Origin of the sequence: Mesorhizobium sp. AR07 (assembly GCF_024746815.1) — a bacterium.
Lineage (GTDB): Bacteria > Pseudomonadota > Alphaproteobacteria > Rhizobiales > Rhizobiaceae > Mesorhizobium.
In genome coordinates this window covers 1,969,693-1,995,936 of sequence record NZ_CP080525.1, presented here as the reverse complement: position 1 = coordinate 1,995,936, position 26,244 = coordinate 1,969,693, and the positions used below count along the sequence as shown (strand labels likewise).

Below are 26,244 nucleotides of genomic sequence, written 5' to 3'. Positions count from 1 at the left end.
GCCGGATCGCTCTGTCACGCGGCCTCCGATGAGGTCTGAGGGATGATTGGCCCAAGGCTCAAGCCGATGTCTTGGAGCCACCATCCGTGACCGGCTGCACGAACCGATGAAGTTTGGCCGGATTGCCCCGCCATATGGAGTTGGGTTCAAGCTCTTCGCCCTTCATGACGAAGGAGTCGACATCGACCACCGACCCTTCGCCCATCACGACGCCGTAATGGACAAAGGCGGCAGGTCCGAGTGTGCAGCCTTTGCCGATGCGGATGAAATCGGACTTGAACGCGCCTTCTTCCAGCGAATGGGCCTGGATGACACACCCCTCGTTGAGGGTGACGTCATCGCCGATCTCCACCAGGGAACGCTCGGTCAGGTTGCTGCCGCCGTCATAGACCCTCTTGCCCACCTTCACGCCCAGCAGGCGCATGATCAACGGTCGGAATGGAGTGCCGCCGAAAAGCCTGACAATCGGCGAATCCGACAGCTTCCAGTGGCGTTCATGGCGCCAGAACGTGACGTCATAGATCGTCGTCATCTGCGGCTTCAGCCTGCGGAAACCAAGGCTTGCGCGCTCGATCAGAATGTAGAACGGAATGGTGATCGCCGAGGTGAGCAGCACAGCGACGAACAGCGCTACTTCCGCCCAGTCGGTATAATAGTTGAGGGCGCGGTCCCAGATCACCAGCGTGGCGAACAGCATGATCCATTGAACCGCCACGAACAGAAGCACCGTCACGGCGTTATAGAGGTTCTTGTGCCTGATGCGCTGACGCCGCTCTTCCTCGCTTATGCCCGCGATCAGTTCCTTGTCGCGGTTCACCATGCGGGGGATTTCAAAGGACGGCGAACCCAGCAATCCGACATTCTCACGCACCGGTCCATCAATGGGGACCATCACCTTGGTGCCGAGCAGGCAGTTGTCGCCGGTGCGGCCGTCCGGCGGATAGTAGATGTTGTTGCCGAGATAGTTGCGCTCGCCAATTCGTGTCCGCTCGAGCCTGAATGCGGTGGCGGACTTGTGCATGTTGATCATGAAAAGTCCGTCCGACACCATGGTCTGGGTGCCGATGTCGCACAGCAGCGGGTTCTCGTGCTGCTGGTTGCTGCCGAAGTTGGAGCCGGTCTGCACCACCTTGTTGAGGTTCCAGCCAATGGCGCGCATGTAATGCACGATCGCCGAGCTGTCGCCGCACAGGAGATTGAGGACGCGCGAATTGCTGGAGAATTCGGCGACAGTCTGCAGCCAGTACCGGAAACCATAAAGCGCATAGGTGCGGCCTGGCTTCAGAAGCAGGCTCACCAGCCGCGGCACCAGCGTTGCCGCAAGGAAGGCCAAGGCAATGTAGCCAAACAGCGTGACCACGGTGCCGATCGCGACGATGCCGATCGTCTCCTGATAATCGTCGCTGACGTTCTGCCAATAGCTGTGGAACAGAAGCGGCAGAGGGGTCACGAAGGTAAACAGGCCCACCAGTTGCACCGTCTCGTAGAGCACGCGCCGGACATGGGACGGATTGACGTTGCGCACCTTGCAATAGTCGGCCGTGGTCGGCACGGGTGGCGATCCGTGCCAGTGCTCGCCGTCCGGAATGCTTTGCCCGCGCTGCAGCGAGGATGAATGGCCGAGCTGGGCGCTGTTGCCGATGCTTGTGTCGATGTCGATCGTGCAGCCCACACCCACGAAAGCCTCGCGGCCGATGGCGATCGGCCCGGTATGGATATAGCCGGACTGGGCGCGGTAGCCGAGGATCATCGATTCCTTGCGCAGGATCGTGTTGTCGCCAATCGAAATCAGGTCCGTGCAGACGGGCACCGAACGCGATTCGATGACGGCGTTGCGCCCGAGCCTGGTGCCGAGAAGCTGCAGATAGATGCTGTAGAGCGGGCTGCCGCGGAACAGGACGACGGGCGCGGTGCGGATCAGTGTCTTGACCACCCAGAAGCGATAGTAGCGCAGGCCCCAGATGGGAAATACTTCCGCTTTCCAGCGGCCGACGAGCACCCATTTCGCAAGGACGGCAAAGCCCGTCATGCCGAAGAACACGCCAGCCGAGAGCGACACGCAGCGCAGGTAGAGCTTCAGAGGTTCGTCGAGGGCGTCATAGACCCAGTTGAGGCCAAAGTTGAGCGACCACAATCCGAAGTAGCTGTAGAGACCATAGAACAGCAGCTGCGCCATTCCGCAGGTCCAGTAGACAAGGTTCGACGTGCGGCGGGTGAGAACCGGCTCATTGGTGGCCGTCGTCATCTCCTCCGGTACGCACAAATGCTTGGCGAGGCGCGCCACCGTCGGATAGAGATAGATGTCGCGCATCGACGTCGTCGCCCATTCCTTCCTGGTGCGCACGCGCGCGCAAAAATGCGCCATGAGCAGCGAGTTGGCGCCGAGATCGTCGAAGAAGTTGTCCTCGACGGACACCGCGTCGAATTTCAGCACCGCGGCCAGTGCATCAGCCAGGAAATGCTCGTCGTCGTTACCGGGCGGCACCATCGTGCGATCGGCCGAAAGCCGAACGCTTGTCGGTTTCGGAAGCTGGCGAAGGTCCACCTTGTTGGAGACGGTCATCGGGATCGCCGGCAGTTCCTCCAGATAGGAGGGCACCATGTAGTCCGGCAGGCGCCGCTTCATCATCTGGGCGAGATCAGCGCGGGAGATCGCTGGCAGGCCGGTCTTGGGTGCGTAGTAGGCAACGAGTTCCACGCGGCCGGGCTCGATCTCCCAGGTGGTGACGGCGGCCTGCGCGATGTCAGGCTGGTCCAGCAGCACCGCCTCGATCTCGCCGAGTTCGATGCGATAGCCGCGGATCTTCACCTGTGTGTCTATGCGCCCGTTATACTCGATCTCACCGATATCGTTGATCCGGCCAAGGTCGCCCGTCCGGTAAATGCGCTTCGACGGGTTGTTTGGCAGGTCGAGGAAATCGGCAATAAATTTCTGTTCGGTCAGGTCCGGCCTGTTGAGATAGCCTACGGCCAGCCCGATACCGGCGATGCCGATCTCGCCCAGTTCACCAGGCGCGGCCAGTTTCGGCACCGAAGCGTCGAGAATGACGATGGAGTAAGTGGGCAGCGGCGCACCGATCGTCACGGGACGATCAGGCGTCAGCGCGCCCATCGTTGCCGTGACGGTCGCCTCGGTGGGGCCATAGGTGTTGAGGATTTGCCGCCCCGGCTTCGACCAGCGCACCACCAGATTGTGAGGGCAGGCCTCGCCGCCCACCAGCAGCGTGCGCAGGCTGGGCACGTCGCTGGCCATCGACGACAAGAGGGTCGGGCTGCAGGCCATGCAGGTGATGTCATGATGGCGCAGGAAATCCGCGAGTTCCTCGCCCACGAGAGGCAGCTGGCCCGGCGCCGGCACGACTGTCGCGCCGGCGGCGAATGGCACCCAGATCTCTTCGGCGGAAAAGTCGAAGGCGATGGTCATGCCCTGATAAACACGATCGCCCGGCCGGTATCCGTAGGATGCGGCGGCGACCCGTATGAAGTTGACAAAGCTCTGGTGCGTGATGACCACGCCCTTGGGCCTGCCGGTGGTGCCCGAGGTGTAGAGGATGTAGCAGGTGTCGTCGGCTGCAACTGGCGCCGCACGCGGCTTCAGCGGTGCGCTGGACTGTTTGGCAATCTCGGCGGCGGCGCTGTCGATCAACAAATGGGGAACCGGCAGTTGATCGGCTCGCGACGCATAGGCGGCGATCGTCACGATCAGGCTTACACTGGCGTCTTCGATGATGAGCGTCATCCGCTCCTGGGGAAACGCGGTGGCCAGCGGCACGAAGGCCGCGCCTGCCTTCATCACGGCGAGCAACGCAACATAGGTCTCCGCCGACCGGTCGAGAATAAGCCCAACCCGGTCACCCGGCCGCACGCCGCGCTTGATCAGCAGGCGGGCGAACTGGTTGGCCCGCTTGTCCAGCTCCTGATACGTCCAGACACGTCCATCGGAGATCACCGCCGGCAACGCGGCAAATGTCTCGGCGAGCTGCTCGAAGACCGTATCGAGCCGCTCACCGGGCTGACCTTCCCGAGCAAAGTCGGCGCCCGTCAGGATCTGGGCGCGCGCGATTGTTCCGAAGGCGGTTTTTGCAAGCGCGTCAGCGCCTGCCACGCCTGTTTCGGGCTGGCTCGCCGGGTTTGCTGCGCCGCGCCCGGCGATATCGACACCGTGATCCATTTCCATACTCTCTCGTCCTGGCCGAGCACGCCAAGCACATCCTGATCATGCCGCCGCGTCGGCAGGCATTGTCGGCTGTGCCGCCGCTGCGATTTGACCCTTGTTGATGGAGGTGGAATGACCGAAGCATCCATGACGGAAAAGCTCGGAATTCCGACCGGCGATCGCTGACCGCCTGAGTCTCACCCCTCTTTGATCGGCCCGATATCACATAATTGGCCGCAGCGATATCATATAATCTGGATCTCGGGGTGGGCGCACCGGTTCGGCGCTGCTGGCGGTGAGCGACATGCCGGGCAGGTCACCCATCCATCCGTTCGAACCTCGTTGCATTGCCGGTAACCACCCCATTGGCGTCGCGCCGTGGCCATTTTCCGGCCGCCGCGGGATGATTATGCCATCCGATCTTTTCGCCATTTTTTCCGAACTGTTGAATTTTGTTTCTGAATTGTGTCTGGGCGCTCTTTTTGCCTACCGTTGTTGGCCCTTGCGGGGGGAAGGTGAAGCCTCAGCCCGTCGCGCTCCACGGCGCCCCCCTCTGGCCTGCCGGCCATCTCCCCCACTTGTGGGGAGATTGGCAGCTTCGGTGCCTGCGTTTTTCTTGCAACGTTGAAAATTGGCGAAAGCGGAAGTGCCGGCCAATCTCCCTCCTTGTGGGGGAGATGCCCGGCAGGGCAGAGGGGGGCGCCGTAGGGCGCCACCTTCGTGCGGGTCACGCTCTTCGCCCGCCGATCACGCAAATTTTTTGGATCGTTCGGATTGGCGCGGCGTTCATCCCTGACGCAACGGAGGAATTGACATGAGCGACGAACGGCACGAGAAGATCCAGCAGCGCGCATACCAGATCTGGGAACGCGAAGGCGGCGGCGACCCCGAACGGCACTGGCACCAGGCAGCGGCCGAGATCGACAGGGAGGCGGCGCTGCCGCTGACGGCAGGCGATGCACTTCCGGAAACCCGCGAAATCGCCAGCTCCGACGTCCTGGCGGTCGAGGCGCTGGCGATGCGCACCGGCATATCGGGCGACGAGGCACAGGAACTGATCGACAGGCTGGGCGGCGACCGCGCAGCAACCGAGCAGGCCGCCCGCAGCCTCAAGGGCAAGCGGAAATCCTGATCAGGGAGAGCGAGATGATCCGGAAACTCAAGAACGGAAAATACCGCCTCTATTCGCGCAAGAAGGACGAAAAGACCGGCAAGCGGCGGAACCTGGGGACGTTCGATACCCGCGAGGCGGCGGAGAAGCATGAGAGGGAGGTGCAATATTTCAAGCGGCATTGAGGGGAGCCGTTTGGTGCTTGCCTTTGACGGTCGCGATGCGATGCACCGCAGGCTTGCGTGACCGATTTAATCTTAATCCCGCTAAGTACACGGCAGCTTTGCGCCTAATTACAGTCGTTGGGAGTGCCTTATCGACTTCCTGGAAGCTGGCATGCCGAGTGGCTATACTACGAGGATGGTTCCGCTCAGAAGCGACGCCCGACAACACGGCAATGAACGTGCCGACTGGAGAAAAATCCCGAAGCTATAAGTTGGTTGAGAATTTCGGTGGATTGCGTTTATTGTCTGCCCTCGAGCACGTCAAAGTTGCTATGAATAATCGCAGTTTGGGGACGACTTGCGCGCTTGGAAGAAGATGTAACTTACTTGTGGGTCGCGGAGACCGTTCTACGGAAACACGGACGCCCCCTGAAGGCGCGTGCACTCGTAAACTATGGGATTGAGGATGGACTTTTTCCGGCAACGGGACTTAGCCGCACCCCTCAGAAGTCGATGCAGGCTCGCCTAAGCATTGACATCCTAAATAACACCTCGTCGATCTTCGTCAGGACAAGCCGGGGACGGTTCTTTCTTAGAGAGTTGCTCCCATCAAATCGCGCGGACGAACCAACGGAACTGCAGGTCTACACTGCGGAACGACATGCACCGAGGCCTTCCGCTGAGATGGTTCTGTGCGTGCCTCGTCGAGCGTGTGAGCGCTTTCTTGATTTCCAGGGCATAGGACACATCGGCGTGGAAAATCCCTTGGAGAACCTGCGGGATGATCAGTTTGAATACATTGCCCGAGTGCTGGCGGAGACCGATGACGCCTCGAAACAAGTCATTACCTACACGATCATCCAGCACCAGTCGAAGATCCTGTCGTTTCGACGGGGTCTCTACAATCGGGCGGCCAACTTCTTACGAGGCGCCCACTGCGTTGGATTTGGGGGGCATGTCAACGAAGCCGACCGTGACCTTTTTCCCGATATGATCTGGGCATCCGTCAGAACGCAGCCAGAGAAATTTCGGAGGAGCTTCTTCTGCCGAACGGGCGGCCCCAGATTAATCCGGCTTCCTTGCAGTGTTGATTTCCACTAGGAACTGACCCGGCGTTTCCACCGAGATTTGACCCGCCTTTTATGTATGTTTCGGGTCTGGTGTGGTGGTCAAGTTCCTGTTTTTCTCCTTCGCGTTTTTCGGTTCATGAGCTGAGCTATTCTTGAAGCGGAAGCTGTCGTTTCCGGTTTCGAGGATGTGGCAATGATGCGTCAGTCGGTCGAGCAGCGCGGTCGTCATCTTGGCATCGCCGAAGACGCTGGCCCATTCGCTGAAGCTGAGGTTGGTGGTGATGATGACGCTTGTGCGCTCGTAGAGCTTGCTCAGCAGATGGAAGAGCAATGCGCCACCTGATGCACTGAACGGCAGGTATCCGAGCTCATCGAGAATGACGAGATCGGAATGGACAAGCCGGTTGGCGATCTGTCCTGAGCGACCCTGTGCCTTCTCCTGCTCGAGCGCATTGACCAGCTCGACCGTGGAGAAGAAACGAACCCGCTTGTGATGATGCTCGATCGCCTGGATACCCAAGGCGGTCGCAACGTGGGTTTTTCCAGTGCCGGGTCCGCCGACCAGAACGATGTTGTTGGCTTCGTCGAGGAAGGCGCAACGGTGGAGTTGGCGAACCAGAGCCTCGTTGATCTCGCTACTAGAGAAGTCGAATCCGTTCAGATCACGATAGGCTGGAAAGCGTGCGGTCTTGAGCTGATAGACTGTCGATCGGACCTCGCGTTCTGCCGTCTCGGCCTTGAGGAGTTGCGACAGGATGGGAATGGCGGCTTCGAACGCCGGCGATCCCTGTTCGGTGAGTTCACCGACAGCCTGCGCCATTCCGTGCATCTTCAAGCTTCGCAACATGATGACGATTGCGCCGCTGGCAGGATTATGGCGCATGGCGCACCTCCGAGGTCTTCCTCAAGGCATCGTAGCGTTCGACATTGGCCTTCGGCTCGTTGGTAAGCGTCAAGGCCTGTGGCGCGTCGATCGGCGGCGGCGTGGAGGACTTTCCGTCGACCAGGCGATGCAGCAGGTTCAGCACATGGGTCTTGGTCGGAACGCCGGATTTTAACGCCATGTCGACGGCCGACAGCACGGCCTGTTCGTCGTGCTGAAGCACGAGCGCCAGGATATCGACCATCTCACGGTCGCCACCCGGCTTTTTGAGCAGTTGCTGCTGCAGCATTCTGAAGGCTTCGGGAAGCTCGGTGAACGGTGCGCCATTGCGAAGAGCACCGGGCTTGCGCTGCACGACCGCCAGATAGTGCCGCCAGTCGTAGACTGTCTGTCCCGGCCGATCATGCGATCGGTCGATGATGCGTCGGTGCTCGCAGATGATCAGACCTTCCGCGGCGACAACGACACGGTCCGGATAGACCCGAAGACTCACCGGCCGATTGGCAAAGGATGCCGGAACGCTGTAGCGGTTGCGTTCCAGATGCACGAGGCAGGTCGGGGTAACCCGCTTGGTATATTCGACAAAGCCGTCGAACGGTCGGGACGTCGGCATGAGAGCCTGCACTTCCTCAGCCCAGATATCGGCGATGGTGCCGCGCATTTTGCCATGTGGGGTCTGCGCCCAGAACTCTTGGCATCGAAGCTCCAGCCAGTCATTCAGGGCTTCCAGCGAAGGAAAGCGTGGCACCGGCTGCCACAGTCGATGGCGAGCATCCTGAACATTCTTCTCGACCTGGCCCTTCTCCCAGCCAGACGCTGGATTGCAAAACTCGGGCTCGAACAGGTAGTGGCTGGCCATGGCCATGAAGCGGACATTGACGTCGCGATCCTTGCCACGCCCGACCTTGTCGATGGCGGTCTTCATGTTGTCGTAGATGCCGCGCCCAGGCACGCCACCTAAGACGCGGAAAGCATGGTCGTGGGCGTCGAACAGCATCTCATGCGTCTGCAGAAGGTAAGCTCGAACGGTGAAGGCCCGGCTGTAACTGAGCTTCGTGTGGGCCACCTGTAGCTTGGTGCGTTCATTGCCGATGATCGCCCAGTCTTCCGACCAGTCGAACTGGAAAGCCTCACCCGGATCGAAGGCTAGTGGAACGAAAGTCCCACGCCCCGAAGTCTGTAATTCTCTCTGCAGATCCGCCTTCCACTCCCGAGCAAAAGCAGCAACACGACCATAGGACCCCTCATAGCCGAGGCTCACAAGATCGGCATGCAACTGCTTCATCGTGCGTTTCTGCTTGCGGTTCTTTTTGGCTTCCGTCTTCAGCCAGGCTGACAATCGGTCGGCAAAAGGATCAAGCTTGCTAGGCCGCTCGGGAACCATGAACTTCGGCTCCACGCCGCCCAGGCGAAGGTATTTGCGAATGGTATTCCGAGACAGGCCGGTCCTGCGGCAAATCTCCCGGATCGATAAATGCTCTCGAAAATGCCAGCGTCGGATCACGCTCAATAACGCCATGTCGATCACTCCGTAGCCCCCGCTGAAAAACGCGGGGCAAGGTTCAAACATGGGTCAATTCTCGATGGAAATATCCTGTGTTGCCGGGTCAGTTCCTAGTGGAAATCAACAGTAGGGCGTTCGGCTCTTTTCGAGAGCTTCCTGATACTTGCGTGTGAACTTCTTGATCGATTCCTCGCGATCCTTGATTCGGCCGGTAGCCGCCACGACGTGATCGCCGTGGGCGAGCAGCGAACTCAGGAGCGTTAGGAATGCCATCTTCGCCTGCTCAAGGCGCTGAGCATTGTCGTTATAGTAATTGCGGAATGCGGCCTTTTCGACCTCGAAATCGAGTGACGACATGCTGATTACTCCCGCGACCGTATGAAAGCTTGAAGCGAGCCGCCAGCCAAGCGCTTTCTCGAAACCGCGGAGCTAATTCGACCAGGTGTCCGCTTACTGAATGCTACAACCGAAACCGGACAGGCTGGAAGCGGCCCCTATCAAGACATTCAGCGTGTTGCGGGTAGCGACCGCTACTGGCGTTCAGCCGACCTTTCGAAGACTGCCAAGCTGCGCCCCCACCCCTCTTATTAACCATTCATTAACCATTCACTCGCTAGCGTTTACCTATCAGTAAGGATTCGCCAGCCGTGACTTTTGCCGCTCCCCTCGAGGCCAAATCCATTCGCTTTCGCGCCCGCTCTTTCGTCGCTTTTACGCTGACGCCGGAGGCGCCTTTGGCCACTTGGCTGGAGGGGCTGGATCACTGGATCGGCAATTCGCCGGGCTATTTTGCCGGCCGGCCGGTGCTGCTGGATTTGAACATGCTGAAGCCTGGGGCGGGCGAGATCGCGGCGCTGGTCGCTGAGCTCGCCACGCGCGGCATCCGCATCTATGCCATCGAGCTCGAAGGGGCCTCGCTCGGCGCCGAATTGCCGCCGGTGCTGGTTGGAGCCAAGGAGGCGACGACGGACGGCCTGTTGGCGCAGCCCGGCCGCAAGGCGAGGGCGGAGATTTCCAGCCAATCAGAGGGCAAGACCGAGGGCAAGGCGCCTGAGGGCCGCGCGGGCAAGGTTGGCGCAAGCAAGGCCGGCGAAAGCGAGCCGCAAGTTGGGCACGAAGCTTCGGGCACGCTGATGATCAAGTCGCCGATCCGTTCCGGCCAGGCGATCGTGCATCCGCATGGCGATGTCATCGTGCTGGGTTCGGTCGCTTCCGGGTCGGAGATCATTGCGGCAGGCTCGATCCATGTCTACGGCACGCTGCGCGGGCGCGCTTCGGCGGGCGCGCTCGGCAACAAAGGCGCGCGCATCTTCTGCCGCCGCAACGAGGCCGAGCTTTTGGCGGTCGACGGCTGGTACGTCACCGCTGAGGAGATGGAAGGTGTTTCGCGCGGCAAGCCAATTCAGGCGTTTCTCGACGGAGACGCTCTGCGTGTCGAGCCGCTCAACTGACATTCGTTTGGACTGATATTGGGCGTTTGGACTGATATTGGGCGGCTGACAGGGCCGCTCGACCAACAAAACAACAACAACGGAGGCATTTTGATGGGCAAGGTAGTGGTGGTCACCTCGGGCAAGGGGGGCGTCGGCAAGACGACCTCGACGGCGGCCCTTGGTGCCGCGGTCGCCAAGACCGGCAAGAAGGTGGCGCTCGTCGACTTCGATGTCGGCCTGCGCAACCTGGACCTGATCATGGGCGCCGAGCGGCGCGTGGTGTTCGACCTCGTCAATGTCATCCAGGGCTCGGCGAAACTGTCGCAAGCGCTGATCCGCGACAAGCGGGTGGAGACGCTGTTCCTGCTGCCGGCCTCGCAGACGCGCGACAAGGATGCGCTGACCGAAGAGGGTGTCGGCGAAGTCATCGACAAGCTGCGCTCGGTGTTCGACTATGTCTTCTGCGACAGCCCGGCCGGCATCGAGCGCGGCGCGCAGCTTGCCATGCGCTTTGCCGACGAGGCGGTCATCGTCACCAATCCGGAAGTCAGCTCGGTGCGCGATTCCGATCGCATCATCGGCCTGCTCGATGCCCGCACGCTGCGGGCAGAGCAGGGCGAGCAGATCGCCAAGCATGTGCTGGTCACGCGCTACGACGCGGCGCGCGCCGCGCGCGGCGAAATGCTCTCCATCGACGACGTGCTGGAAATCCTGTCGACGCCGCTGCTCGGCATCATTCCCGAGAGCCAGGATGTGCTGAGGGCTTCCAACCTCGGTTCGCCGGTGACGCTGTCGGAACCGCTCAATGCCGCGGCACGCGCCTATCTCGACGCCGCCAGGCGGCTCGAAGGCGAAGAGCTGCCGGTCGTCGTGCCGTTCGAGCGCAAGGGTTTTCTCGACCGGCTTCTGGGAAGGAGGGCGGCATGAACCTGCTCGACATTTTCAAGCGGCGCTCCAGCGCGCCGGTGGCGCGCGAGCGGCTGCAAGTGCTGCTCGCCTATGAGCGCCGCAACCGCAGCCAGCCCGACCTCGTCTCCATCCTGCGCGAGGAGATCATGGCCGTCATCGCCAAACACGTGCAGATCGACCAGGATTACCTGCAGGTCTCGATGGACCGCGGCGAAACCATGTCGACACTGGAAATCGACATCCAGATCCCCAACAAGAGCGCGGTGCCGCTGGCGATGGCGGGCTGAATTTTTTTACCCTCCTCCTTGTGGGGAGGGTCGCTGCGGGGCAGCGGGGTGGGGGTCGGCGCCGACCCCCAACAGGATAAGGGTTTCCTCGCCCCCATGAAATGGGGGAGAGGTGGCCGCGTAGCGGCCGGAGAGGGGCCCTGCGACGCTGGCGGGCTTCCCTCTGAATCATTATAAGCCGCGCCGTTCCCCCTCTCCGTCTCGGCTTCGCCGAGCCACCTCTCCCCGCTTTGCGGGGCGAGGAACCACGTTCTGCGGGGTCGGCGCCAAGCACCCCCACCCGAACCTGCGGTTCGACCTCCCCACAAGGGGGAGGTGGGGAGCCCCATCACGCAGCCTCAAACACCACCGTCTGTTCAAGCCCGCCGCCCTTGCGGTTTTCCAGCGTCACGCTGCCGCCGTAGCGCTCGATGATTTCCTTGGCGATGGCCAAGCCCAGACCAGCGCCCGGGATGGATTGCAGGCGGCCGGGGTCGACGCGGAAGAAGGGCTCGAACGCCTTGTTCAGCAGGTCCGGCGGAATACCGGGTCCGTGGTCGGAGATGGTCAGCACGGCGCGATTGTCGGCCACGGCAAGGTCGACGCGGCACGCCTTGCCATGGGTGGCGGCGTTGACGATCAGGTTGCGCAAGGCCCGGCGCAGGCCGAGCGCGCCGGCTTGCACCGAAACCGCATCCAGATGCCCGATCGATACGGCACGGCCGAGCGAGACCATCTCGGCTTCGATGTCGCGCACCATTCTTTGCAGGTCGACCGGTTCGACGGCATCCTGGTTCACCTCTTCGCGCACCAGGCGGATGGCGCTGTCGGCGATGCGGTCGAGCTCATCGAGATCGTGAAGCCATTTGTCGCGCTCGTCATCGAGGAACTCGGCGCGCAGCCGCATGCGCGTCATTGGCGTGCGCAGGTCGTGGCCGGCGGCGGCGACGAGGCGCATGCGGCTCTCCATGGCTGTCTTCAGCCGGGACGAGAGCTGGTTCAGCGCATGCGCGGTCGCCTTGACCTCGGCCGAACCCACTTCCGGCACCGCCGCCAGCATGCCATCCGATCCGATCTTGGAGACGGCGGCCTCAAGCATCTCGAGCGGCCGGATCAGCACGGCGGTGAAATAGACCGAGACGGCCGTGGCGCCGGCCACGATCAGTGAGATCCAGCCGGCCAGGACCAGCCACTCGCGCCTTGGCGGCGTGATGTGGGGGACTTCCATGATCGCCCAGCGATTGTCGGGCAGGCGCACCGATGCAAGCTGGCCGGGTTCGTCCGCCTTGTCGCTGACGATGGCCAGGAGGTCGAGGCCGCGGCGACGCAGGATGTCGTTGAGCATCGCCGTTTCCGCCCGGTCCACCTTGCCGCCAGCCGCATGGTCGCCGAGTTGAACCCGCAGAACGTCCGGAATCGGACCGGGCAGCAGCCGCACCACGAGTTCCATCTGCTGGGCAATCCAGGGCACGGTCAATTCCGGCGGCGGTCCGCCGCCCCGGACGCTGATGACGGCGACCGTCGCCAGGCCGACGACACCGACGATCGAAGCGACCAGCAACAGGATGAGCCGCCGGCGTAACGAGTTCATGCCTCGGTCTCCGCCGCTTCGACGCGGGCAGTGAACTGGTAGCCGCCATTGCGCACAGTCTTGAACAGCGGCCCTTCGCTGGTCTCGCCAAATTTGCGGCGCAGCCGGCTCATCAGCACGTCGACGGAACGGTCGAGCGGGTCGCGCTCGCGGCCTTGCGTCAGATCGAGCAGCTGGTCGCGCGACAAGAGCCGGCCGGGACGGTCGAGGAACACCTGCAACAGATCGAATTCGGCGCCGGTGAGATCGATGAGCGCGCCTAGCGCGTCCGTCACCTTGCGGGTGTCGGGTTCCAGCCTGTAGCTGGCGAAAAAGTAGGAGCGGGCGCGCGGCGGCGGTGCTGCTTCCTCCGGTGCCGAGCGCCTGAGCACGGCGCGGATGCGGGCGGTCAGTTCGCGCGGGTTGAACGGCTTGCCGAGATAGTCGTCGGCGCCGAGTTCCAGACCGATGATGCGGTCGACATCCTCCTTCAGCGCCGTCAGCAGGATGACCGGAATGTGCGGTTTGCGGTCACGCAGGCTGCGGCAGATGTCGAGGCCGAAGCCGTCGGGCAGCATGACGTCGAGCACCAGCAGGTCGAACTGGCCGGCGCCGAGCTTCTGCTCGCACTCGCGCCGGTCCGCCGCCACCGAAACGCGAAACCCCTGGCCATCGAGATAGCGCTGGAGCAGCGTCCTGATCTCGCGGTCGTCGTCGACGACAAGGATATGGGATTGTACCTGCATTGCTCGCCCGCTTGCCTGTTGGTTCGGGATTATAGGGAGAGCCGCCGGTAAACGGCATGGAAAATTGCAACGCAATGTTGCCAATGGGCCGGCGGAAACATTCGGAAACAAATCTCCTTATTCTGGAAACCTTCGGCAACACGCCGAAGCAAAGCGGAAAAAGACGCCTCCTATCTTCCTGCCATCCGAAGCATGCGGGAAAGGATTTACATCATGCAGAGCAGATTCGTCGCGCTCGGCCTGTTCTCGGCCGCCCTCGTTCATCCGGCCCTGGCGCAACAGGTCGATTCGGCCGCCGCGCCCGGCGGCGAACCGCCACCGGTCATGGCCATGCAGGATGGCCCGGGACGAGACCATCGCCCGATGCCCTGGCACGGCCCGATGCGGTCCGGTCCGGAAGGTTTTGGTCCCCGCCGCATGGGGCCGCCGCCGGAATTCATGCTGGCGGCGCGGCTTGCGGCGCTCGAGACCCGCATCGGCGTGCGCAGCGAGCAACTCGATGCCTGGCGCGACTATACCAGCGCGCTGCAGGCCGTGCTGACGCCGCCTCGGCCCGATCACGGTCCTGGTGGTCCTGGCGAGGGTGGTCCGGGCGGACCGGAGGCAAGGGGCCTGGATGCGGCGGGCCCGGGCGGCAAACCGGATGCCTTCGCCTTCCAGGAAAGGCTGGCCGACGATATCACCAAACGGGCGGTCTCGGCCGGCAAGCTGAGGGACGCGATCGCGGCACTTCGCGCCAAGCTGACCCCCGAGCAGCTCGAAATCCTCGCTTCGGCGGATCGCCCCCACGGCCCCGCCCGTCCCTGGGGCGGCCCGCCGGAGGACGCAGCCGGCCCCCGAGGTCTGCCCGACGATGGCAGACAGGTCCCGCCGCCCCAGCCCGGGAACGGCGAGCAGCTCTGATCGGCTGCGCCGGCCGGCCCGATATCCAACCCGTTCTCGGGCCGGCCGGTTTCGGGGTGGCGGGGCGTGTTCCCGCCACCCGATCCTTCAAATCATGGAATCGAAGCAATGTGGGAAGCCATGATGATGCTGCGGCTGATCGCATCGATCCGCCCGGGATTCTCGCTCGGCCATGCCGCGCGCGTTCTGCCGCCGGCGATGCCAGCCGACACGCTCAAGGGCGCGATCCGTCTGAGCTTCGCCGCCTGGCGCCTGTCGCTGCCGCTTTCGGAGCGGCCCGGCAATCGCCAGATCGCGTAAGACTCCGGCAACGCGCTTGGCATGTCGCTGCTGATCGGGATATTGATGCTGATGGGCACCGCGGCCGGGACTTCGATCCTCGAATACCTTCGACCGCACAGAAGGAGCGCGACATGAGCCGCTTCGAAGCACTGCTCGACGCCGCCCTCAACCCGGGCTGGTTCCTGGTGGACCGATCCGATGCCGACAGCCAGGCGGCGACCGCAACTCCAGCGAAAGATCATCCAGGCCATGTCTATCCCGTCTAGCCAGTCTTCCCTGCCGGCACGCCGTCTCGCGCCCTGGGCCGCAATGCTGTGCGGCGCGCTTTTTCTGGTGAGCTGTTCGCAGGAGAACAAGGCTCCCGCCGGCATGGGCGCGCCCGGCAAGCCCGAGGTGGGCGTCGTCACCGTGCATCCGCAATCGGTCGCGATCACCGCCGAACTGTCAGGGCGCACGGCCGCTTCGCTGATTGCCGAGGTGCGCCCGCAGGTGAACGGCATCATCCTGTCGCGCCTGTTCAAGGAAGGCAGCGAAGTGGCGGCGGGACAGCCGCTCTACCTCATCGATCCGGCAAGCTACAAGGCAGCCTATGACAGCGCGGTCGCGGCGCAGCAAAAGGCGGAAGCGGCAGTGCCTACCGCGCAGGCCAAGTTCGACCGCTATGCCGGATTGCTGAAGCAGAATGTGGTTTCGAAACAGGATTATGACGATGCCGCGGCCACGCTGGCACAGGCCAACGCGGATGTGGCAGCGGCCAAGGCCAGCGTCGAGAGCGCGCGTATCAGCCTCGACCGCACCTCGATCACCGCGCCGATTGCCGGCCGGATCGACAAGTCCACGCTGACGCCCGGAGCGCTGGTCACCGCCAACCAGGACACGGTGCTGACCACCATCCGTTCGCTGGATCCGATCAATGTCGACGTCACGCAGTCGAGCACCAATTTGCTCAATCTGCGCCAGGCAATCAACGAAGGGCGGCTGAAACTCAGCGGCCCCAATGTCAGCGTCAAGCTGAAGCTCGAGAATGGCACCATCTATGCGCAGACCGGCAAGATGGAATTCGCCGGCGCCAATGTCGACCAGACCACCGGCACCTTCGCGCTGAGGGCTGAGTTTCCCAATCCGGACCGCCTGCTGCTGCCCGGCATGTATGTGCGGGCGCTGGTCGAGGAGGGCGTCGCCCAGAACAGTTTCCTGGTGCCGCAGCGCGCCGTGAGCCGCAACACCAAGGGCGAGGCGACGGCGATGGTCATCAACGTGCAGGGGAAGGTCGAGACGCGGGTGCTCACCGTGCGCAACAGCGTCGGCAACAACTGGCTGGTGGATGCCGGTGTCGGCGACGGCGACCGCGTCATCGTCGAGGGCATGCAGCTCGTGCGCCCCGGCGGCGATGCAACGGGTGCCGAAGTGACGATCGACGAGACGACCGGCGAGGTCAAGGACCGAGCGCAGGGGACCTCGTCCGCATCCACCCCTTCCAAGATGGCCAGCAACGGCCAGTCGACCGGGAACTGAGGCGATGTCCGTATTCTTCATCAACCGGCCGATCTTTGCCTGGGTGATCGCCATCGTGATCATGCTGGGCGGCCTGCTGGCACTCACCACGCTGCCGATCTCGCAATACCCGCAGATCGCGCCGACCACGGTCAACATCAGCGCGACCTATCCGGGTGCCGATGCCCAGACGGTGGAAAACTCGGTGACCAAGGTCATCGAGCAAGGCATGACCGGCATCGACAATCTCGACTACATGACGGCGACGTCGACCTCGACCGGTTCGGCCTCGATCACGCTGACCTTCACCAGTGCGGCCGATCCCGACACCGCCCAGGTGCAGACGCAGAACAAGCTGCAGCTGGTGCAGTCGCAGCTGCCGCAGGTTGTGCAGAGCAACGGCATCACCGTCTCCAAATCCTCGACCGGCTTCCTGATGGTCATCGGCTTCGTCTCCGGCGACGGCAAGATGAACTCGACCGATCTCGCCGACTATGTCGATGCCACCGTGAACGACACGCTGAAGCGGGTCGAGGGTGTCGGCTCGACGCAGCTTTTCGGCTCCGGCTATGCCATGCGCATCTGGCTCGATCCGGACAAGCTCGCCAAATATGCCTTGATGCCGAGCGACGTCGCCTCGGCGATCCAGGCGCAGAACACGCAGGTTTCGGCCGGCCAGCTCGGCGGCCTGCCGGCGCGCAAGGGCCAGCAGCTCAACGCCACGGTGACGGCCAAGAGCCGGCTGCAGACCGCCGAACAGTTCCGCAACATCATCCTGAAGAGCCAGACGGACGGCTCGCTGGTTCGCCTCAACGATGTCGCCACCGTCGAGCTCGGTGCCAAAAGCTATACGACGCAAGCCAACTACAACGGCAAGCCGGCGGCCGGCGTCGCCGTCAACCTGGCGACCGGCGCCAACGCCATCAACACGGCCGAGGCGGTGCGCTCCACCATCAGCCGCCTGAGCTCGACCTTTCCGCAAGGGGTCGAGGTCGTCTATCCCTACGACACCTCGCCCTTCGTGCGGCTGTCGATCGAGGAGGTGGTCAAGACGCTGGCCGAGGCGATCGTGCTTGTGTTCCTGGTGATGTTCATCTTCCTGCAGAACCTGCGCGCGACCATCATCCCGACCATCGCCGTGCCGGTGGTGCTGCTCGGCACCTTCGGCGTGCTCTCCCTGTTCGGCTATTCGGTCAACACGCTGACCATGTTCGCCATGGTGCTCGCCATCGGCCTGCTCGTCGACGACGCCATCGTCGTCGTCGAGAACGTCGAACGCGTGATGCAGGAAGAAGGCCTGCCGCCGAAGGAGGCGACGCGCATGTCGATGAACGAAATCACCGGCGCGCTGATCGGCATCGCCACCGTGCTGTCGGCCGTGTTCGTGCCTATGGCTTTCTTCGGCGGTTCGACCGGCATCATCTACCGGCAATTCTCGGTAACCATCGTCTCGGCGATGGTGCTGTCGGTGCTGGTCGCGCTGGTGCTGACGCCAGCACTTTGCGCCACGATCCTGCGGCCGCCCAAGGACCATGCGACGCAGACAGGCCCGTTCGGCTGGTTCAACCGTGTCTTCGATCGCGGCACGCTGGCCTATCGCGACGGCTCGCACGGCATCATCAACAGAGGCAAGCGCTTCCTCATCGTCTTCCTGGCAATCGTCATTGCCATGGGCTGGATGTTTGTGCGGCTGCCGAGCTCGTTCCTGCCGGAAGAGGATCAGGGCATTCTGATCACCAGCGTGCAGCTGCCGGTCGGCGCGACGCAGGACCGCACCGAGCGTGTGCTGGCCCAGGTGACCGACCACTATCTGAAGGACGAAAAGGACGCGGTCGACGGCGTCTTCACCGCCTCCGGCTTCGGCTTCGGCGGCGCCGGCCAGAATGTCGGCATCGGCTTTGTGCGGCTGAAGGATTTCAGCCAGCGTACATCGCCGGCCATGGCGGCACGGGCGATCGCCGGCCGGGCAATGGGGGCCTTTTCCAAGATCAGGGACGCGCAGGTCTTTGCGCTTGCCCCTCCCGCCATCCAGGGGTTCGGCAACACCAACGGTTTCGATTTCTACCTGCAGGACGTCAATGGCGCCGGCCATGGCGCACTGATCCAGACGCGAAACCAGCTTCTCGGCCTTGCCGCGCAAAGCAAGCTGCTTGCCAACACAAGGCCTAACGGCCAGGAAGACCAGCCGCAATTCTCGGTCGACATCGACCAGGAAAAAGCCAGCGCGCTCGGCGTCAATCTCGCCGACATCAACAACACGCTTTCAACCGCCTGGGGCAGCAACTACGTCAACGATTTCATCGATCGCGGACGGGTGAAGCCGGTTTATCTGCAGTCGGATGCGGACTTCCGCATGCAGCCGGAAGATCTGGACAAATGGCAGGTCCGCAATGCCAGCGGCGCCATGGTGCCGTTCTCGGCCTTCGCCTCCAGCCACTGGACATTCGGCTCGCCCAGGCTCGAACGCTACAATGGTTCGGCGGCGGTCGAGATCCAGGGCGCGGCGGCAGCGGGCGTGAGTTCAGGTGCCGCCATGGACGAAATCGACAGGCTGGTCGCGCAGCTGCCCGCCGGATATTCCCACGAATGGACCGGGCTGTCGCACCAGGAACGCCTTTCGGGCAACCAGGCGCTATCCCTCTACGCCATTTCGGCACTGGTCGTGTTCCTGTGCCTGGCCGCGCTGTATGAGAGTTGGTCGATCCCGTTCGCGGTCATGCTGGCGGTGCCGATCGGCATCTTCGGCGCGCTGCTGGCGGCAAGCCTGTTTGGCCAGACCAACGACGTCTATTTCAAGGTCGGGCTGCTGACCACGATCGGCCTCGCAGCCAAGAACGCCATCCTCATCGTCGAGTTCGCCATCGAGCGGCAGGCGGCCGGCATGGGTCTGGTCGAGGCGACGCTGGAAGCGGCGCGACAGCGCCTGCGGCCGATCCTGATGACGTCGCTGGCCTTCATCCTCGGCGTCACGCCGCTGGCGATTGCCAGCGGTGCGGGCTCGGGCGCGCAGAATTCCGTCGGCATCGGCGTGATGGGCGGCATGATCGCGGCAACGGTGATCGGCGTGTTCCTGGTGCCACTGCTGTTCGTCACGGTGCGCCGCATCTTCAAGGGCAAGGCGGCCAAGCAGGATACTGGGCAGGAGACGGGCGAGACGCGGGCAACGGCCAATCAGCAATAAGGCCCTCAACAAGGCGCTCGGCGGCGGCTGGGACGGCACGGTCGACAGCGCGAAACCGGAGATCATCGACGTCAAGACCACTCCGCGGCTGGCGTCGAGGTAATGGTTTCCAGGCCTCGACTGTTTGCTTCGAGGTGGCTACGCGGCGCGTGAAAAGCCGCTCCCAGCTTTGACGATGGCGGGCTGATCGTATCACTGATATTGATAGCGCCCATACACAGCACAGGCGCCGCAGATGACATCCGACACACAGAAGGCCGAAGCGGTCGGGCAGTTGCTCGAAACGCCGGACCTTGCCAGCGCGCTGGAAAGCGAACAGTTCAAGAAATTTCTCGACCAGGTGCCGATCGCCATTGCCGTCTCGGATCTGGGTTCGAAGGAGCGCGTCGTCTACGCCAATCCGGAATTCGAGAAACTGTCCGGTCTGAAGGCGGCGAAGCTCGCTCGGGAACATTGGGCGGCACTTTCCGGCACCGGCCTGCACCAGCAGAAGGACCGGGCGCTCTTCGACGCGGTGGTCGAGGAGACCGATTTCGTCGGCACGTTCCGGCTAGAGCGGACAGAAGACCAGCCGGCGATCGTCGACGTCTATTCCAACGTCATCGAGGATGACGATGGCAAGGTCTGCTTCCGGCTGGTGGCGCTGGTCGACGTCTCGGCCCATGGTGAAACGGAGGATACGCGCTCGATCGACGAGCGTATCCGCGAGAAAGACACGCTGCTGCGCGAACTGCAGCACCGGGTGAAGAACAATCTGCAGATGATCACCGCGCTGATCCGCCTCGAAACCCGCAACGCGGCCGAGCCGGACCAGAAGCGTTTCGAGAGGCTGGCGGGGCGCGTCGACGCGCTGGCGATCCTCTACCAGACGCTGTCGGGCGACAATGACAAGGATGAGGTCGATCTCGGCGTCTATCTCAGCCGGATCGCGTCGGCGGTGATGAATTCGCATGCGGTCGAGGGCATCCGCCTCGACATGAAGGTCGACACCTATCCGGTATCGATCAACGTCGCCATGCCGACCGGGCTGGTGGTGAACGAGCTTTTGACCAATGCGCTCAAACATGCCTTCCAGGGGCGCGACGGCGGCACGATCACGCTGCACAGCATCGTCGATGGCGATGGCTGCCGCATCGTCGTCGCCGATGACGGCATCGGCCTGCCGGAAGGCGAGACCTGGCCCAGGCGCGGCAAGCTCGGCGCGCTGATCGCCCGCTCGCTGACCGAGAATGCCAAGGCGGAATTCGACGTGAATTCGAGCGCCAGCGAGGGCACGAGGATCACCATCGTCTTCAAGCGCTCGGTTGCGGCCGCCGCCTAGACAGGGTGACGCTGAACCAGTGGCATGGATGGCTGCAAGTGATGCCTGGCTGACTTTCGAACCGCTGATGCCGGCCCTTGCCCCAGCCGACAGTCCGCCCTTCCTTGCGACAGGAGGGCCGGTTGCCCATCATGCGCCTTCGGCGCGGCGCAGACGGGAACCGCGCTGCTTGCGCCATCGATCCCGACCGGCGCGCTGCTGGTCGGGCTGTTCTCCAGCGCGCTGCCGTTCTGGCTGGCGGCCTTTGTCGTTGTCGTCAGAACCTCACGCCCAGATTGACCTTTGCGCCCTGGTCGACGGCGCCGCCGCCGAATTGTCCGGCATAGGACAGGCCGAGCGTGGCATTGGGGGCGAGTTGCAGGTCGAGGCCGGCTTCGGCAAGAGCGGCATCCCTGGCGATCGGCACGCCGGCGATGGTGAAGGCATCGCCGGCGGCGAAGGCGAAGCTCGAGGTCGGCGTGACGTCTCCGAAGGCGTGACGCCAGCCGAGCGTGCCGTGCGCGGTGGCGGTCACACCGCCAAGCGCAAAGTCGGTCGAGCCGCGCAGTCCGAGCGTGGCGAAGGTGGCGTCGGTGGTCGAGCCGGCGCTGGTCAGGGCCGCCGCGCCACCCGTTTCGGTAAAGCCGTCGGTGTGTACGCTGACATAGGCGAGATTGGCGAACGGCTCGAACTTGAAGTCCCCGGCATCGGCCTTGTAGGCAAGTTCGCCGAACACCTGCGCGGTGCCGGCATCGTAGTCGGCTGATAGTGAATCGGCAAAGCCGTTGAAGGCGATGGAGCGTTTTGTCGACAGGCTGCTCCAGCTGTAGGCGGCACCGGTGTGGAAGGCGATGGCACCCCAATTGGTGCCGCCATAGAGGCCAAGATGATAGCTGCTGCTCTTGCCGGAGGCGTTTCGGTCGTCAGCGTCGAAGGACGAATGGCTGTAGCCGCCGAGCAAGCCCACGCGCCAGCCGCCAACCAGCGTGTCGGCGCCTGCCAGCAAGCCGCCGGTCGAGCGGTCGAAGGCGGCGGCATTGCCATCAGAATTCGTATTGCCCCACGAACCAAAAGCCTGGCCCCAGACGGCGAAGCGGTCGGTGTCGGCAGCGACCGTCTCCGGCCCGCCTTCGCCATAGGCCACGACCGGCAATGCTGCCACGCTGGCATCGCCGAAGGCAGCAGCAACACGGGCGTTGGCGGCGTCGCGGACGAAGCGGCTGTCCTCGACCAGCATGCCCTTGGCCGAGGCATGGATTTCGCCTGAAAGCTGGTCGAAGGCGCCACGGGCAATTGCATAGGTCGGCAAGCCCACAATGGCATCAAAGAGCGGATTGCCGCCGCCAAGGCTTTCATTGCCACCGCCGGTGGCGATTTGGTTGGGCGTCAGGCCGACCGAGGCAAAGGACTTTGTCTGCACCACATCGAGATAGACATGCGTCGCGTCGTAATTGGCGAGAAGGCCGATGAACGGGCCGGCCTTGCTGAAGGTGTAGGTGCCGGTGACGCCCGCATTGGCTTGCAGCACCGTGTAATGCGTGCCCAGGACATAAGGCGCGGCATCCGTCTTAACAACGTCGAGGACCGCGCCAGCGGCGATCGTCGCCGTGCCCGTCGCCTGGATGAGGTCGGACTGGCCGGTCGAGGTCAGTTCGACCTGGTAGATCGAGCCCGCTGCCTGGTCGATATCGCCCGCGACATTGAGCGTGCCGATCGAATTGCCCGGTGCGATGATACCGCCTGATTGCGCCACGATGCCGCCCACCGTGCCGTTGCCACCCAGCATGCCGCCCGTGATCGTCACCAGCGAGTTGGCCAGCGAACCGTTCACGGCCAGCCGTCCGCCGATCACGTTGGTCGCACCGGTGAAACCGCTCGAATCGGCGGTCAGGTTGGTGTTGCCGGCGATCTGGTTGATCGTCCCCAGCCCGCTGATCGCCGAAGCGAAGATATAGTTCGCGCTCGCATGGTTGAAGTTGATCGCACCGGTGCCGGCGCCGAACTGGACGCTCGCAGCGTTGAGCGTGCCGGGCGCAAATGCGGCCGTTCCGGCTGCACCGCCGATGTTGAGCGTGCCGACGGAGCCCACCTGGCTGGCAATGTTGACGATGCCGCCGACCGAAACCGCGCCGCCGTTCGAGACATTCAGTGTGCCAGTGCCCGCACTGCCAACGACCAGATCCGAAAGGCTGATCCAGGTCGAGTTCGCGCCATCGACCGTCACTGAACCTTTGGCGCCTGCGAAGTCACCAATATGGCCCTCGCTGTTGGTGACCGCACCGCCATTCGCGATCGCCAACGTTCCCCAGCCAGTCAGACCGACAAACAGGTTTGAACCATTGGCCCAGGTCGACCCGACACCAGTCACCATCGCCATGCCCCGAGATCCCGAGAAATCTCCGAGAACGCCTATGGCATTGGTGACCTTGCCGCCATTCGAGATGGTCAGCGTGCCGGTGCCGGTGTTGCCGACATAGAGGGCCGAACCGTTGCTCCATGTCGAGCCCACACCATCGACCGTTGCCGTACCAACACCCGTAGCAGCATCGCCGACAACACCATAGGTGCTGTTGACCTTGCCGCCGTTCGAGAGGGCCAGCGTGCCGCTTCCGGAGTTGCCGATGGTCAGGATTCCGCTGTTGATGAAACCACCGTTCGCGACCGTCAGTGTGCCCGTGCCGGAGCCGCCGACAACGAGATCCGAGCTGTTGGTCCAAGTCGAGCCCGCACCGTCGACCAACACGGTGCCGGTCGAACCCGCCGCGTAGCCCACAGCGCCAATGACATTGCTGACAGCACCGCCGTTGGTGATCGCCAGAGTGCCGGTTCCGTTGTTGCCGACATAGAGATCCGAGCTATTGGTCCATGTCGAGCCCGCACCGTCGACCTTCACTGTGCCGGACGAACCTGCGTCGTTCCCCACGTAGCCAATGCTGTTGGTGACCGTGCCGCCATTCAAAACATTCAACGTGCCTGTGCCATCGAGGCCGATGAACACGTTGCCACTGTTGAGCCAGGTTGAGCCGATACCATCGACCGTCACCTTACCAGTTGAATCGGTGCTGTAGGCCACATAGCCGTCAACATTGCTGACCACACCGCCGTTCGTGATTGCCAGCGCGCCGTCGCCGTCATTGCCGACTTTGAGTGTTCCATTGTTGGTCCAGGTCGAGCCCCCGCCGTCGACCGTTGCGGTGCCGATCGAGGCGGCACCGTAGCCAACATAGGCCGAGTCACTGCTGACTGCGCCGCCGTTCGAGATCGTCAGCGTGCCGGTGCTGAGACCGCCGATGAACAGGTCTGCGCTGGTCCAGGTCGCGCCGGCGCCTGCAACGAACACCGTACCGGTCGAGCCAGCCGAATTGCCGACATAGGCCGTGTCATTGCTGACAGCGCCGCCGTTGGTGATCGACAGAGTGCCGGTGCCGAAATCGCCGACAGCCAGGTTGGAACTGTTGGTCCAGGTCGAGCCGGTACCGTCGACGAACACCATGCCGGTCGAGCCCGCCGAATAGCCAATAGCCCCCCAGCTGTTGCTGACAGCGCTGCCATGGATGATCGCCAGAGTGCCGGTGCCGAAATCGCCGACAATCAGCGATCCGCTGTTGGTCCAAGTCGAGCCGGCACCATCGACGATCACCATGCCGGTCGAGCCCGCCGCGTAGCCCACAGCGCCGATGACATTGCTGACAGCACCGCCGTTGGTAATCGCCAAAGTGCCCGTGCCGTTGTTGCCGACATAGAGATCCGAGCTATTGGTCCATGTCGAGCCCGCACCGTCGACCTTCACTGTGCCGGACGAACCTGCGTCGTTCCCCACGTAGCCAACGCTGTCGGTGACCGCGCCGCCATTCAAAACATTCAGCGTGCCTGTGCCGTCGAGGCCGATAGACGCGTTCCCACTGTTGAGCCAGGTTGAGCCGATGCCATCGACCGTCACCTTGCCAGTTGAATCGGTGCTGTAGGCCACATAGCCGTCAACATTGCTGACCACACCGCCGTTCGTGATTGCCAGCGCGCCGTCGCCGTCATTGCCGACTTTGAGTGTCCCATTGTTGGTCCAGGTCGAACCCGCACCATCGACCGTCGCCGAGCCGGTCGAACCTGAATACAAGCCGACATAGCCGATGTCGCTGCCGACCGCGCCGCCATTGGTGATCACAAGAGTGCCGATGCCGTAACCGCCGACAGTCAACGATCCGCTGTTGGTCCAGGTGGAGCCGGCACCGTCGATCGAGACGTAGCCGTTCGAACCAGTGAATTTGCCGATGGACCCAGCGGCGTTGCTGACGGCACCGCCGTTGGTGACCTCTAGCGTACCGGCACCATGTTGACCGATGACGAGGGTTGAGCTGTTGGTCCAGGCCGAGCCGGCACCGTCCACGGACAGGACTGCAACGGCTTCGCTGCCGTCCCCCAGGATACCCCCGATATTGCTGATCAAGCCGCCATTGAGGATGGCGACCGTCCCCGTGCCCTCGCCCGCGACGTAGAAATCGTCGGCGTGCAGCCATGCCGATCCCGCGCCGTCCACAGTCACCGTGCCGGTGGAGCCCGCGAATCTGCCTACGGCGCCTTGTGAATCACTGAGGGTCCCGCCGTTGATGATTTTCAGCGAACCGACATCGCCGGCATTCCTGCCCACGAGAACCACGAGCCCGTTGGCGCCAAGGCCGCTTATCACCGTGGGGTTCGGCGTGAGCGTGTTGATATTGACGAAATTGGTGGCGTCGGGCACCGCATTCGGGCTCCAGTTGGCGGGATCGAACCAATTGCTGGATGTTGTACCCGTCCAGGTCGCGTCCGCCGCCGCCGCCGGCAAGGTCGTTCCCACCACGCCGGTCGAGCCAAGCATCAGCGCGAGCGAACTGACGCCGGCCATGTGCCGAGGATTGCGCAAGAGGTTGCGGTAACCCAACGACGCGGTCGACATCAGCGTCGCCTTGCGGCCTTCAAATATATTCTGCGGCATTCAATCCCCTGACATGACAGTCGTTTCGCCCTGAGGCTGACATGTCACCGGAGCCCAGCTGTTGTCTTGGGCAGGGCCGCACTGGAATTGGACTGGAACGAGGTGCCGTGCCTTTTCCGCGCACTGTGGCAGTTTGGCCCCCATTGATCGCCACAGGCGCCATGGGCGGCGATGCGATGCGGGCCATAGGCGACGACCAGCGTGGCGGTTGGATTGAGCGCCGCCGGCCTGACGGATATTTCCGAGTGTTTCTGGCATTCTGCCAGCCGAACCGATGAAGTTCGGGCAAATTCTTGTCCA

General features: G+C 63.1%; 19 protein-coding genes and 1 pseudogene. 13 read left to right on the top strand and 7 right to left on the bottom strand.

Translation table 11 applies throughout. The features are described from left to right. Nucleotides 1-58 precede the first annotated feature (58 nt). Complete coding sequence (locus BPNPMPFG_RS10085; protein ID WP_413776867.1) at nucleotides 59-4,171, bottom strand: Pls/PosA family non-ribosomal peptide synthetase; 4,113 nt, start codon at nucleotides 4,169-4,171, stop codon at nucleotides 59-61. 799 nt (nucleotides 4,172-4,970) lie between these two features. On the opposite strand from BPNPMPFG_RS10085, the gene BPNPMPFG_RS10080 reads away from it, so the two are divergent. The 4 genes and pseudogenes from BPNPMPFG_RS10080 to BPNPMPFG_RS10070 all read left to right on the top strand — a co-directional run bounded on the left by BPNPMPFG_RS10080 (nucleotide 4,971) and on the right by BPNPMPFG_RS10070 (nucleotide 6,532). Continuing rightward, nucleotides 4,971-5,288 carry a DUF2934 domain-containing protein gene (locus BPNPMPFG_RS10080; RefSeq protein ID WP_258595120.1) on the top strand — a complete coding sequence of 106 codons (318 nt, stop codon included), beginning with the start codon at nucleotides 4,971-4,973 and terminating at the stop codon, nucleotides 5,286-5,288. A gap of 14 nt (nucleotides 5,289-5,302) precedes the next feature. Continuing rightward, the gene (locus BPNPMPFG_RS10075) at nucleotides 5,303-5,452 is read left to right on the top strand and encodes a hypothetical protein (protein WP_258595118.1); all 150 of its coding nucleotides are present in this window, start codon (nucleotides 5,303-5,305) and stop codon (nucleotides 5,450-5,452) included. Between the two features lie 345 nt (nucleotides 5,453-5,797). Further along, nucleotides 5,798-5,974, top strand: a pseudogene (locus BPNPMPFG_RS43125) (winged helix-turn-helix domain-containing protein); the annotation flags it as partial. 210 nt (nucleotides 5,975-6,184) lie between these two features. Further along, nucleotides 6,185-6,532: an NUDIX hydrolase gene (locus BPNPMPFG_RS10070; protein ID WP_258595116.1), complete on the top strand. Its 348-nt coding sequence runs from the start codon at nucleotides 6,185-6,187 to the stop codon at nucleotides 6,530-6,532. Between the two features lie 39 nt (nucleotides 6,533-6,571). On the opposite strand, the gene istB is transcribed toward BPNPMPFG_RS10070, so the two are convergent. From istB to BPNPMPFG_RS10055, 3 genes are all read right to left on the bottom strand, one after another. Next, nucleotides 6,572-7,384: an IS21-like element helper ATPase IstB gene (gene istB / locus BPNPMPFG_RS10065; RefSeq protein WP_258591881.1), complete on the bottom strand. Its 813-nt coding sequence runs from the start codon at nucleotides 7,382-7,384 to the stop codon at nucleotides 6,572-6,574. Beyond that, nucleotides 7,374-8,903 (bottom strand): IS21 family transposase, encoded by a 1,530-nt coding sequence (gene istA / locus BPNPMPFG_RS10060; protein WP_258595114.1) that lies wholly within the window; start codon nucleotides 8,901-8,903, stop codon nucleotides 7,374-7,376. The genes istB and istA overlap by 11 nt, the downstream gene beginning before the upstream one ends. A gap of 105 nt (nucleotides 8,904-9,008) precedes the next feature. Further along, complete coding sequence (locus BPNPMPFG_RS10055) at nucleotides 9,009-9,245, bottom strand: hypothetical protein (protein ID WP_258595113.1); 237 nt, start codon at nucleotides 9,243-9,245, stop codon at nucleotides 9,009-9,011. Nucleotides 9,246-9,535: 290 nt separating this feature from the next. On the opposite strand from BPNPMPFG_RS10055, the gene minC reads away from it, so the two are divergent. The 3 genes from minC (at nucleotide 9,536) to minE (ending at nucleotide 11,517) form a co-directional block, all read left to right on the top strand. Next, nucleotides 9,536-10,339: a septum site-determining protein MinC gene (minC, locus tag BPNPMPFG_RS10050; protein ID WP_258595111.1), complete on the top strand. Its 804-nt coding sequence runs from the start codon at nucleotides 9,536-9,538 to the stop codon at nucleotides 10,337-10,339. A 93-nt stretch (nucleotides 10,340-10,432) separates the two neighbouring features. Further along, entirely contained in the window at nucleotides 10,433-11,248 is an 816-nt protein-coding gene (gene minD, locus BPNPMPFG_RS10045; protein ID WP_258595110.1) for a septum site-determining protein MinD, read from the top strand. Beyond that, nucleotides 11,245-11,517: a cell division topological specificity factor MinE gene (gene minE, locus BPNPMPFG_RS10040; protein ID WP_024501686.1), complete on the top strand. Its 273-nt coding sequence runs from the start codon at nucleotides 11,245-11,247 to the stop codon at nucleotides 11,515-11,517. Before minD ends, minE begins: the two co-directional genes overlap by 4 nt. Before the next feature lie 328 nt (nucleotides 11,518-11,845). Here the strand turns inward: minE and BPNPMPFG_RS10035 are convergent, their stop codons facing one another. Then, nucleotides 11,846-13,087 (bottom strand): ATP-binding protein, encoded by a 1,242-nt coding sequence (locus BPNPMPFG_RS10035; protein ID WP_258595104.1) that lies wholly within the window; start codon nucleotides 13,085-13,087, stop codon nucleotides 11,846-11,848. Further along, nucleotides 13,084-13,812: a response regulator gene (locus BPNPMPFG_RS10030; protein WP_258595103.1), complete on the bottom strand. Its 729-nt coding sequence runs from the start codon at nucleotides 13,810-13,812 to the stop codon at nucleotides 13,084-13,086. Before BPNPMPFG_RS10030 ends, BPNPMPFG_RS10035 begins: the two co-directional genes overlap by 4 nt. A gap of 213 nt (nucleotides 13,813-14,025) precedes the next feature. Here BPNPMPFG_RS10030 and BPNPMPFG_RS10025 point away from each other — a divergent pair, with 213 nt between their 5' ends. From BPNPMPFG_RS10025 to BPNPMPFG_RS10000, 6 genes are all read left to right on the top strand, one after another. Next, nucleotides 14,026-14,715, top strand: a complete 690-nt coding sequence (locus BPNPMPFG_RS10025; protein ID WP_258595102.1) for a hypothetical protein — start codon at nucleotides 14,026-14,028, stop codon at nucleotides 14,713-14,715. A 120-nt stretch (nucleotides 14,716-14,835) separates the two neighbouring features. Continuing rightward, nucleotides 14,836-15,015, top strand: coding sequence for a hypothetical protein (locus BPNPMPFG_RS10020; RefSeq protein WP_258595101.1), 180 nt, complete (start codon nucleotides 14,836-14,838; stop codon nucleotides 15,013-15,015). Nucleotides 15,016-15,128: 113 nt separating this feature from the next. Next, nucleotides 15,129-15,263 carry a hypothetical protein gene (locus BPNPMPFG_RS10015; protein ID WP_258595100.1) on the top strand — a complete coding sequence of 45 codons (135 nt, stop codon included), beginning with the start codon at nucleotides 15,129-15,131 and terminating at the stop codon, nucleotides 15,261-15,263. Next, nucleotides 15,247-16,512 (top strand): efflux RND transporter periplasmic adaptor subunit, encoded by a 1,266-nt coding sequence (locus BPNPMPFG_RS10010; protein ID WP_258595099.1) that lies wholly within the window; start codon nucleotides 15,247-15,249, stop codon nucleotides 16,510-16,512. Before BPNPMPFG_RS10015 ends, BPNPMPFG_RS10010 begins: the two co-directional genes overlap by 17 nt. A 4-nt stretch (nucleotides 16,513-16,516) precedes the next feature. After that, the gene (locus BPNPMPFG_RS10005) at nucleotides 16,517-19,672 is read left to right on the top strand and encodes an efflux RND transporter permease subunit (protein ID WP_258595098.1); all 3,156 of its coding nucleotides are present in this window, start codon (nucleotides 16,517-16,519) and stop codon (nucleotides 19,670-19,672) included. Nucleotides 19,673-19,907: 235 nt separating this feature from the next. Continuing rightward, nucleotides 19,908-20,993: a sensor histidine kinase gene (locus BPNPMPFG_RS10000; protein ID WP_258595097.1), complete on the top strand. Its 1,086-nt coding sequence runs from the start codon at nucleotides 19,908-19,910 to the stop codon at nucleotides 20,991-20,993. Between the two features lie 256 nt (nucleotides 20,994-21,249). Here the strand turns inward: BPNPMPFG_RS10000 and BPNPMPFG_RS09995 are convergent, their stop codons facing one another. Then, nucleotides 21,250-25,944, bottom strand: a complete 4,695-nt coding sequence (locus BPNPMPFG_RS09995) for an autotransporter domain-containing protein (RefSeq protein WP_258595096.1) — start codon at nucleotides 25,942-25,944, stop codon at nucleotides 21,250-21,252. Between the last annotated feature and the right edge of the window lie 300 nt (nucleotides 25,945-26,244).

Excerpts from the sequence above, each read along its gene's own strand:
- BPNPMPFG_RS10085 (WP_413776867.1), bottom strand. The coding sequence starts at position 4,171 with ATGGATCACGGTGTCGATATCGCCGGGCGCGGCGCAGCAAACCCGGCG.
- BPNPMPFG_RS10080 (WP_258595120.1), top strand. The coding sequence starts at position 4,971 with ATGAGCGACGAACGGCACGAGAAGATCCAGCAGCGCGCATACCAGATC.
- BPNPMPFG_RS10075 (WP_258595118.1), top strand. The coding sequence starts at position 5,303 with ATGATCCGGAAACTCAAGAACGGAAAATACCGCCTCTATTCGCGCAAG.
- istB (WP_258591881.1), bottom strand. The coding sequence starts at position 7,384 with ATGCGCCATAATCCTGCCAGCGGCGCAATCGTCATCATGTTGCGAAGC.
- istA (WP_258595114.1), bottom strand. The coding sequence starts at position 8,903 with ATGGCGTTATTGAGCGTGATCCGACGCTGGCATTTTCGAGAGCATTTA.
- BPNPMPFG_RS10055 (WP_258595113.1), bottom strand. The coding sequence starts at position 9,245 with ATGTCGTCACTCGATTTCGAGGTCGAAAAGGCCGCATTCCGCAATTAC.
- minD (WP_258595110.1), top strand. The coding sequence starts at position 10,433 with ATGGGCAAGGTAGTGGTGGTCACCTCGGGCAAGGGGGGCGTCGGCAAG.
- minE (WP_024501686.1), top strand. The coding sequence starts at position 11,245 with ATGAACCTGCTCGACATTTTCAAGCGGCGCTCCAGCGCGCCGGTGGCG.
- BPNPMPFG_RS10035 (WP_258595104.1), bottom strand. The coding sequence starts at position 13,087 with ATGAACTCGTTACGCCGGCGGCTCATCCTGTTGCTGGTCGCTTCGATC.
- BPNPMPFG_RS10030 (WP_258595103.1), bottom strand. The coding sequence starts at position 13,812 with ATGCAGGTACAATCCCATATCCTTGTCGTCGACGACGACCGCGAGATC.
- BPNPMPFG_RS10025 (WP_258595102.1), top strand. The coding sequence starts at position 14,026 with ATGCAGAGCAGATTCGTCGCGCTCGGCCTGTTCTCGGCCGCCCTCGTT.
- BPNPMPFG_RS10020 (WP_258595101.1), top strand. The coding sequence starts at position 14,836 with ATGATGATGCTGCGGCTGATCGCATCGATCCGCCCGGGATTCTCGCTC.
- BPNPMPFG_RS10015 (WP_258595100.1), top strand. The coding sequence starts at position 15,129 with ATGAGCCGCTTCGAAGCACTGCTCGACGCCGCCCTCAACCCGGGCTGG.
- BPNPMPFG_RS10010 (WP_258595099.1), top strand. The coding sequence starts at position 15,247 with ATGTCTATCCCGTCTAGCCAGTCTTCCCTGCCGGCACGCCGTCTCGCG.
- BPNPMPFG_RS10005 (WP_258595098.1), top strand. The coding sequence starts at position 16,517 with ATGTCCGTATTCTTCATCAACCGGCCGATCTTTGCCTGGGTGATCGCC.
- BPNPMPFG_RS10000 (WP_258595097.1), top strand. The coding sequence starts at position 19,908 with ATGACATCCGACACACAGAAGGCCGAAGCGGTCGGGCAGTTGCTCGAA.
- BPNPMPFG_RS09995 (WP_258595096.1), bottom strand. The coding sequence starts at position 25,944 with ATGCCGCAGAATATATTTGAAGGCCGCAAGGCGACGCTGATGTCGACC.